Source organism: Edaphobacter sp. (genome assembly GCF_035763405.1).
Classification (GTDB): Bacteria; Acidobacteriota; Terriglobia; order Terriglobales; family Acidobacteriaceae; genus Edaphobacter.
Genome location: NZ_DASUBE010000158.1, coordinates 1 through 9,111, shown reverse-complemented (window position 1 = coordinate 9,111; position 9,111 = coordinate 1). Strand labels below are relative to the sequence as shown.

General features: G+C 59.0%; 6 protein-coding genes and 1 tRNA gene. 4 read left to right on the top strand and 3 right to left on the bottom strand.

The features are described from left to right. The 3 genes from VFU66_RS14780 to VFU66_RS14770 form a co-directional block, all read left to right on the top strand. A partial coding sequence (locus tag VFU66_RS14780) for a hypothetical protein (RefSeq protein WP_326447034.1) occupies positions 1-185 on the top strand: 185 nt, incomplete at its 5' end. Between the two features lie 191 nt (positions 186-376). Next, the gene (locus VFU66_RS14775) at positions 377-574 is read left to right on the top strand and encodes a helix-turn-helix domain-containing protein (RefSeq protein WP_326447033.1); all 198 of its coding nucleotides are present in this window, start codon (positions 377-379) and stop codon (positions 572-574) included. A 101-nt stretch (positions 575-675) separates the two neighbouring features. Beyond that, positions 676-1,695: a tyrosine-type recombinase/integrase gene (locus VFU66_RS14770; RefSeq protein ID WP_326447032.1), complete on the top strand. Its 1,020-nt coding sequence runs from the start codon at positions 676-678 to the stop codon at positions 1,693-1,695. Positions 1,696-1,763: 68 nt separating this feature from the next. Here the strand turns inward: VFU66_RS14770 and VFU66_RS14765 are convergent. After that, positions 1,764-1,838, bottom strand: a tRNA-Phe gene (locus VFU66_RS14765). Positions 1,839-2,071: 233 nt separating this feature from the next. Between VFU66_RS14765 and VFU66_RS14760 the strand changes: the two genes are divergently transcribed. Continuing rightward, the gene (locus tag VFU66_RS14760; RefSeq protein WP_326447031.1) at positions 2,072-3,703 is read left to right on the top strand and encodes an adenosine deaminase family protein; all 1,632 of its coding nucleotides are present in this window, start codon (positions 2,072-2,074) and stop codon (positions 3,701-3,703) included. A gap of 33 nt (positions 3,704-3,736) precedes the next feature. Here the strand turns inward: VFU66_RS14760 and VFU66_RS14755 are convergent, their stop codons facing one another. After that, entirely contained in the window at positions 3,737-7,033 is a 3,297-nt protein-coding gene (locus VFU66_RS14755) for an efflux RND transporter permease subunit (RefSeq protein WP_414649459.1), read from the bottom strand. Between the two features lie 59 nt (positions 7,034-7,092). Next, positions 7,093-9,111, bottom strand: a 2,019-nt coding sequence (locus VFU66_RS14750) for an efflux RND transporter permease subunit (protein ID WP_326447029.1), incomplete at its 5' end; no start/stop codon positions are given.

Sequence of the window (9,111 nt, the reverse complement as noted above, 5' to 3'; positions counted from 1 at the left end):
ACAAAAAACGCCCGCAGGCAGACGGGCATAACGAGTCGAGCAAGGGTGGGGAGGCCGGAGGGGTGGGCGCGTCAAGTGCCAAACACGCACTTCCGTTTGGCGCGCGGGCGGCGCTTGCCCGAACGGACTCCACAAGGCCCGGTTCTCCGGGGCCGTCCACCCTTGCGGCGCGAAGTGGAGAATAGGCGCGTAAAGCGCCTTCCTGGCTCCTGTTTGGGGGGTTGCTTGAGTGTGGAAAGTTTGGCAACCGCGCGGAAAAGTTTTCCGAATGGGGCTTGTCACCTCTCAATAGGCTGAAACTCACAGGACTCATCAATCGAAGCTGCGGATGGGGTCAGGGTAAACAAAAATGTTTCGCAAAGAAGCGATCGAAATAGTGTCAAATGGAGTCATCGGTAGGCGGCTCCTGAATGTCAGGGAGGCCGCCCAATATCTGGGTCTTGAAGTGGACACGGTCTACAAAAAGTCCAGGTTGCGGGAGGTCCCCTGCGTCAAGGTCGGTCGTGCGTTGCGGTTCGATGTGAAGGCGCTTGAGCGCTACATCGAGCAACACACAATCGAAACCATTGACTGAAGGGAGAAGCTAAAATGTCTGTTCACAAATTGTCCGATGGCTTATATGAGGTCCGTTGGAGAGAAGGAGGTCGCAATAAGAGCCAGACCGTTCATGGTGGCTTGGAACTCGCCAAGAAAATATTGCGGAAGAAGATGACAAATCGAGACGAAAACCGGCACCTCGATGTTAAGCGGGAGATCAATTACCGCATGTCGGCATTGATTGACCGCTACCGGACGCACTACGGCAGCAAGAAGCTATCGGCGGATCGGGAAAAGAGCATCTTGGAGGGCATCCGATCGGAATTGGGGCGGCTGTTCGCGCGGGAGGTTGACGGTATAGCGGTACAGCGGTGGTACGAAAACCTTACAGGGGTTCGTGATCTGTCACTCGGTACGGCTGTCCGGCACTTCAATGTCATGCACCACATGATGGAGAAGGCTTCCACCATCTGGTCGAAGGAGACCGGTCTCGACCGGAATCCAGCGGACCAAGTGGAGGTGAAGCGTCCAGACGATGCCAGGGACCGTTATCTTTCGGAAGACGAGCTTCGCGCGCTGAAAATCGCGCTCGACGAACGGATGTATCGGAAGGGCACAAAAGACCTCAACAAGACAAATCTTCGTCTGAGGTTGATCGTGTTGATCGCCGTTACAACCGGAATGCGGTCGGGCGAGATATTCCGGCTTTGCTGGTCGGATGTGATGTATGGCGAGGGGCTGTTGGCGGTACGGGCAAAGCTGAAGGGCGGCAAGATGCGTTACGTACCGATGCCTCCGGAACTGGCCGTCGAAATTCGGCGGTATCCAGCAGTGATTGGTGAGGATCGAATTTTACCGCCAGAGCCGGGTACAAGAAGCGGACGGCAGCGAGTGGAAGGAAGTTTTGAGGATTTGCTCGCCCGAGCGGGAATTCAGGATTTTCGATTCCATGATCTACGTCACACCTTTGCATCCTGGTACATGATGAAGGGCGGCGATCTTTACGAGCTTGCGAAGATACTGGGCCACTCGAACATCAAAATGACCGAACGTTATGCCAAGCTGGGACGGCAGCACATCGCCAAGACCAGCAACATAGCGCGGGAGGTCTGGAAGCTGATGGAGCAGGAAGAGTCCGACAACAAGAGCGTCGGATGACGATGTTCGGATATTGTTCGGACGACTAAAATACTAACTCTTTGGTCGCCGCTAAGTTGTTTAGAATGTGGTGGCCAGAGACGGGATCGAACCGCCGACGCCGGCCTTTTCAGGGCCGCGCTCTACCACTGAGCTATCTGGCCTTGGCTGAAACGCTGATTGCGGGGAACGCCAAGAACACCCGCAGCGGTGCTGCTTCATCTGTGCCCGGCCCGTTCAGGGGAGCAATGCCGCCGACGAGAGTCGACAGCGCAAATGCAATTCAAGTATAGCAATCCCGCGCCATACCGCCAACTCACTCGCGCTGACCCATCTCGCGCTATCCTTTATTCTTTCTCATATTCTTTCTCAGCCTCTCACGTTGAAGGTGCATCGTATGCCGAGTCATGCCTCTGGTCTTGTCTGCTCTTCCCTCCTGCTTTGTCTCGCCGCCTCCGTGTTTGCCCAGCGCCCTGCTCGACCCCGAGCCGCAACTTCCGAGGAGCCGCGCGTCCAGCAGGCATTCAATCAGGCGAAGCAGAGCCCGCTCGAACTCTATGCATTTCTCGACCGGATGCCGAAGGGGGCCGACCTGCACATGCACCTCTCCGGCGCGGTCTATGCGGAGACGTTCATCAAGGACGCCGCAGCCGATGGCCTCTGCGTCAATCCCGCGACGTTGAGCTTCTTCAAACCGCTGGCCACCACGCGCAGTCTGCCGCAGCAGCCCGTCTGCGGAGAGGGCAGCGTTCGCGCCTCCGATGCCTTCAAAGACCAGCATCTCTACGACCAGCTTGTCGATTCCTTCTCCATGCGCAGCTTCGTTCCCAGCGCGGGCGTCAGCGGGCACGATCAGTTCTTCGCCACCTTCAGCCGCTTCGGCGGCATTGCTAAAGCCCATCTTGGCGAGTGGCTCGATGAAGTAGCCACCCGCGCTGCGGCGCAGAACGAACAGTACCTCGAAATCATGCACACACCCACGTTCTCTGCCGCTGCAAAGCTCGGTGAATCTCTTGGCTGGCCCACCGATGCCAACCCCGCAGCGAACTCCACGGGCGATGCGGCCGGAACGTCGCGGGCGGACCTTGCGCATCTCCGCGAAGAGCTACTGGCGGGTGGACTGCGCGACGAAGTGGAGGTCGATCGCAAAGAGATCAGCGACGCTCTCGCAGCGCGCAACCAGATTGAACACTGCGGTCAGACAGACGCCACGGCGGGTTGCTCGGTCAAGATCCGCTTCCTCGGGCAAGTGCTCCGCGCATTTCCGCCCGAGCAAGTCTTTGCGCAGACGCTGCTTTACTTCGAGTTGGCGAGTGCGGACCCCGACGTGGTCGGCATCAACTTTGTGCAACCCGAAGATGCCTACCTTGCCATGTCCGAGTATCACCGCCAGATGTTGATGCTCGACTATCTACACAGCGTCTATCCGAAGGTCCACATTACGTTGCACGCCGGCGAACTTGCTCCTGGCCTCGTTCCTCCAGCAGGTCTCCGCTTCCACATCCGCGAGGCCGTCGAACTCGGTCATGCTGAGCGCATCGGCCACGGCGTCGACGTCATGTACGAAGACAGGCCGCACGAACTGCTCAAGGAGATGGCAGCGCGGCACATCATGGTCGAGATCAATCTCACCTCGAACGACGTCATCCTCGGTGTTGATGCGCGTCATCATCCGCTGCCCATCTATCGCGCGGCTGGTGTCCCCGTGGCGCTCTCCACCGACGACGAGGGCGTCTCGCGCATCACGCTCACGCGCGAGTACACGCGTGCCGCGCTGGACTTCAATCTTAGCTATCTCGATCTGAAGAATATGGCGCGCGCCAGCCTTGAACACAGCTTCCTCCCCGGCGCGAGCCTCTGGGAAAAGCCCGACGTCTTCCTCCGCGTCAATCCGGCCTGCGCTGCACAGCCGATGGGCACGGAGAAGCCGAACGCACAATGCCGCAGCTTTCTCACGCAGAATGAAAAGGCGGCGGAGCAGTGGGAGCTTGAGCGCCGCTTTCAGTCATTTGAATCTGCTATCCGATAACGAAGATGCTCGCAGACGAAGAACGAAAGAGCCTCAGTCTCCGCTCACTGTTTGCAACGGCTGCATCTTGCCGGAGTGGCCGCGCAGCCGCGCCATCCGCGCCCGCAGGCGATCGAAGAACAGATACACTACCGGCGTGGTAAACAACGTCAGAGCCTGCGAGACGATCAGCCCTCCAACGATCGTAATGCCGAGCGGGCGGCGCAGTTCACTGCCGGTGCCGGTGCCAAGCGCCAGCGGCAGCCCACCCAGCAGCGCAGCCATCGTGGTCATCATAATGGGACGGAACCGCAGCAGGCACGCCTGATAGATGGCTTCCTTCGCGGTCTTGCCGTTTTCGCGCTCTTCCACCAGCGCAAAGTCAATCATCATAATCGCATTCTTCTTCACGATGCCGATCAGCAGAATAATACCGATCATGGCGATAACGCTCAGCTCGACCTTGAACAGCAGCAGCGCCACCAGCGCGCCCACACCAGCCGAGGGCAGCGTAGAGAGGATCGTGAGCGGGTGGACAAAACTCTCATACAGTATTCCGAGCACGATATAGACGGCCACCAGCGCAAGCAGAATCAGCAGCGGCTCCGACTTGAGCGATGCCTGAAACGCCTGCGCCGTACCTTGAAATCCGCCGTGGATGCTCGACGGCATCCCGATGTCTACGCGCGCCTGTTCAATGGCGACCGTGGCGTCACTGAGCGAAACGCCTGGCGTCAGGTTGAAGGAGAGCGTCACCGCAGGCGACTGCGACTGGTGGTTGACAACCAGCGGAATGCGCTCCGTCTCGTAGTGCGTAACAGCCGACAACGGCACCTCCGCTCCGGTTGTGCTCTTGACGTAGATGTTGCGCAGCGCGTCCGGATTGCGCTGATACTCTGGTGCGACCTCCATCACGACGTGATATTGGTTCAGCGGCATGTAGGTGGTTGAGACCTGCCGCTGACCAAAGGCATCCGACAGCGTGGCGTCGATGCTCTGCGGAGTGACGCCCAGCCTGCTCGCCGTGTCGCGGTCGATGACCAGTTGCGCGCGCAGTCCCTGCTCCTGCTGGTCGGTGGCAACGTCCTTCAACTGCGGCAGCTTCTGCATGGCGGCCATCAGCTTCGGCGACCACTCGTTCAACTCTGAAAGGCTATCGGAGGTCAGCGAGTACTGATACTGAGTTGCAGTGCTATGCCCACCAACCCGAACGTCCTGATAGGACACCAGGTACAGACGTGCCCCCGGAATGTGGTTCGTCTTCGAGCGCAGACGGTTGATGATCGCATCGGCCGTATCGCCGTGCTTTTCCCGTTCGGCATCCGGCTTCAGAGAGACAAACATCCTGCCTGAAGCGCCATTGCCGCCGCCCGGCCCAGCGCCCACGAAGGACATCACGTTCTCTACACCAGGGTCCTCCTGCACAATCCTCGCAATCTCCTCGACCTTCGGTTTCAGCCCATAGAAGGAGGCATCCTGCTGGCCCTGCACCTGGCCTCCGATGCGGCCTGTGTCCTGCTGGGGAAAGAAGCCCTTCGGCACAAGGATGTAAAGATAGACGGTGAGCAAAACGGTCGCAAGCGTGACTGTGAGCATCAGACCCTGATGGTCGAGCACCCACTGGAGTCCGCGGTCATACTCCGCCGTCAGCCAGCTCAGAGCGCGCTCGCCCATCTTGTAAAAGCGCCCGTGCTTCCGCTTCGAGTGCGGTTCCAGAAACCTCGCGCTCAACATCGGCGTGGTCGTCAGCGAAACGACCAGCGAGACGACGATCGCCACCGACAGCGTCACAGCAAACTCGCGGAACAGGCGGCCTACAATGCCGCCCATCAGCAGAATCGGAATGAAGACGGCGATCAACGAGGTACTCATCGAAAGCACCGTGAAGCCGATCTCCTTCGAGCCGATCATCGCGGCCTCAAACGGATTCTTGCCGCTTTCCAGATGGCGCGTGATATTTTCGATGACAACAATCGCATCGTCCACGACGAAGCCGGTCGAGATGGTCAGGGCCATCAGACTCAGGTTATCGAGTGTATAACCCAGCAGGTACATGATGCCGAAAGTACCGAGCAGGCTCAGCGGCACAGAGACGCTCGGGATCAACGTCGAGCGCACCTCACGCAAAAACAGGAACACGACCAGGATGACAAGCAGCGTCGAGACGATCAGCGTATACGTGACTTCCTTCACCGAGGCGCGAATCGTCGTCGTCCGGTCCATGGCAACGTGAATATCCATGGCCGGCGGCACAGACGCCTGTAGCTCCGGCATCATCTTCATCACATTGTCGACGGTCTCAATCACGTTTGCGCCCGAAGACTTGAAGACGATCACCAACACGGCGCGCTGGCCGTTGAAGCTGCCGCTGTTATAGAGGTTCTCGACTCCATCCGTAACCTGCGCCACGTCCTCAATCCGCACGACACCATGGCCCGCCATGGCGCTCTTTGACGCCGTTGAGGCCTGGGTGCCCGCGGCGCCTCCGATCACATTCGAGTTTGCCGCCGACGTACTGTTGGACCCGCTTTGCCCCGACACCGCTGCAGGCAACCCCGTACTCGCTTTGGCATTGCTCACCGGTCCGCGATCGGTCGCGATAATCAGCGGCGCATAGGCCGCCGCGCCAAAGAGTTGATCCGTGGTGCTGATGCTCCAACGTCGCGTGTCGTCTTCAAGGTAGCCTTTCGGCTTGTTAACGTTGATGGTGCCGACGGCGGCACGCAGCGCCTCCAGCCCAACTCCGTAGGCCGACAGCTGCATCGGGTTCGCCTCGATGCGCACAGCGGGCTTTGCGCTGCCTCCGCAAAAAGTCTGCCCCACGCCCTGCACCTGCGCGATCTTCTGCGCAAGGATGCTATCGCAGGCATCGTAGAGCTGGGGCACCGTCATCGTCTTCGACGTGAGCGCAAGGATCAGAATGGGTGAATCTGCCGGATTGATTTTTCTGTAGGTCGGATTACCCGGCAGGTTGGCCGGCAACTGACTGCGCGCCGCATTAATGGCCGCCTGCACGTCGCGCGCGGCGCCATTCACATCGCGGTCCAGGTTGAACTGCATCGTGATCTGCGCGGAACCCGACGAAGACGACGAGGTCATCTCGTTGATGCCGGCAATCTTCGCAAACTGCCTTTCGAGCGGCGTCGTTACGGCCGAGGCCATCGTCTCCGGATCGCCGCCAGGCAGGCTCGCACCCACAGAGATGACCGGGTACTCCACCTCAGGCAGATTGGACACCGGCAGAAGCTTGTAGGCCACCGCGCCCGAGAGGATAATCGCCACCGACAAAAGAAACGTCGCCACGGGCCGCTTGATGAACGGAGCGGAGAAATGTACCTGCCCCGCGGTCATGCGCTGGGCGATGCTCTTTCTGGCGTCAGCCAAATCCGGATTGTGCTCCTGATGCGCCATCAGTCCGCGCTCACTTCATGTTCGTGCGCGCGAAATTCGGCGTCAGCCTCGCGCGTGTGCAGATACTTCCGGCCAATGCGGTCGAAGAACAGATACACCACCGGCGTCGTGTAGAGCGTGAGCACCTGCGACACCAGCAGGCCGCCCACAATAACGATGCCCAGCGGCTTGCGCAGTTCGCTGCCCGTGCCCGAGCCCATGGCCAGCGGCAACCCGCCCAGCAACGCGGCCATCGTCGTCATCATGATGGGACGGAAGCGCAAGAGACACGCCTGATAGATCGCTGCCTCCGGCTCCATGTCATGTTCGCGCTCAGCCTCCAGCGCAAAATCGATCATCATAATGGCGTTCTTCTTCACAATGCCGATCAGCAGAATAATGCCGATTAACCCAATCACGTTCAGGTCGATGTGAAACAGCATCAGCGCCAGAATCGCGCCTACACCTGCCGAAGGCAGCGTCGAAAGAATCGTGATGGGATGGATATAGCTCTCATACAGAACGCCCAGGACAATATAGACCACGATGAGCGCAGCAAGAATCAGCAGCGGCTCGTTCGTCAGCGAGGCCTCGAACGACCGCGCCGTTCCTTCAAACTGCGCATCTACGCTGCGCGGCGGATTCAAGTCCGCCTTTGCCTTGTTGATTGCCTCCACGGCATCGCCAATGGATTTACCCGGAGCCAGATTGAACGAGAGCGTCACCACAGGGAACTGTCCCTGATGATTAATCGCCAGCGGAACTTGTGTCTCTTCAAAGTGCGTGAACGCGGAGAGCGGCACCTGCGTCCCGTTCGAACTCTTCACGTAAATATTGTTCAGTGCCGTGGGATTGCGTTGATACTTTGGCGCAACCTCCAGAATCACGTGGTACTGATTCAGTTGTGTGAAGATCGTCGAGACCTGCCGCTGGCCAAACGCATCGTCGAGCGTGTCGTCGATGTTCTGGGGCGTGATGCCCAGCCTCGCCGCCGTATCGCGGTCAATGACCAGATGCGCACCCAACCCACCCAACTGCTGGTCGCTGGCCACGTCGGTCAGCTCGGGCAGTTGCTTCATCCTCTGCATCATCCTGTCGGACCACACCGCCAGCTCTTCGGCGCTCGCGTCTTCAATCGAGTACTGATACTGCGTCCGGCTCACACGGTCGTCCACCGTCAGGTCTTGCAGCGGTTGCAGGTAGCACTGAATCCCAGGGACCTGCGACACATGCGACTCCAGACGCTGGATGATGTCGAGCGCCGAAGCCTTGCGCGAGTCCTTGTCCTTCAGATTAATTTGAATACGCCCCGTGTTGATCGTCATGTTCGTCCCATCGATTCCGATGAACGACGACACGCTCTCCACATCCGGGTCTTCAAGGATGACCTTCGCCAGTTGCTCCTGCCGCTGCTGCATGGCCGTAAAGCTGACCGTCTGCGGCGCTTCGGTAATGGCCAGCAACACGCCAGTGTCCTGTACCGGGAAGAACCCCTTAGGCACGGCGATGTAGAGATAGATGGTGAGGATAAAGGTGGCCAGCGTAACCAGCAGCGTGAAGGTCTGGTGACGCAACACCCAGCGCACACCCACGGCATACTTTTCGATGACGTAGTCGAACCATTTCTCGCTCTTGCGATAGAAGGCGTTCTGGTCCTCGGGGCGCGTATGCTTCAGCAGTTTGGCCGACATCATCGGTGTCAGCGTCAACGAGACCACCGCCGACACCAGAATCGTCACCGCAAGCGTCACGGCAAACTCGCGGAATAGCCGACCCACAATGTCGCCCATGAACAGCAGCGGAATCAACACGGCAATCAACGAAACCGTCAGCGATAGAATCGTGAACCCGATCTGTTCCGAGCCCTTGAGCGCAGCTTCAAGCGGCGAGTCGCCCTCCTCCAGGAAGCGCGCAATGTTTTCGATCATCACGATCGCGTCGTCCACGACGAACCCGGTCGAAATGGTCAGGGCCATCAGCGATAGATTGTTCAGGCTATAGCCCAGCAGATACATCACGCCGAACGTACCCACAATCGA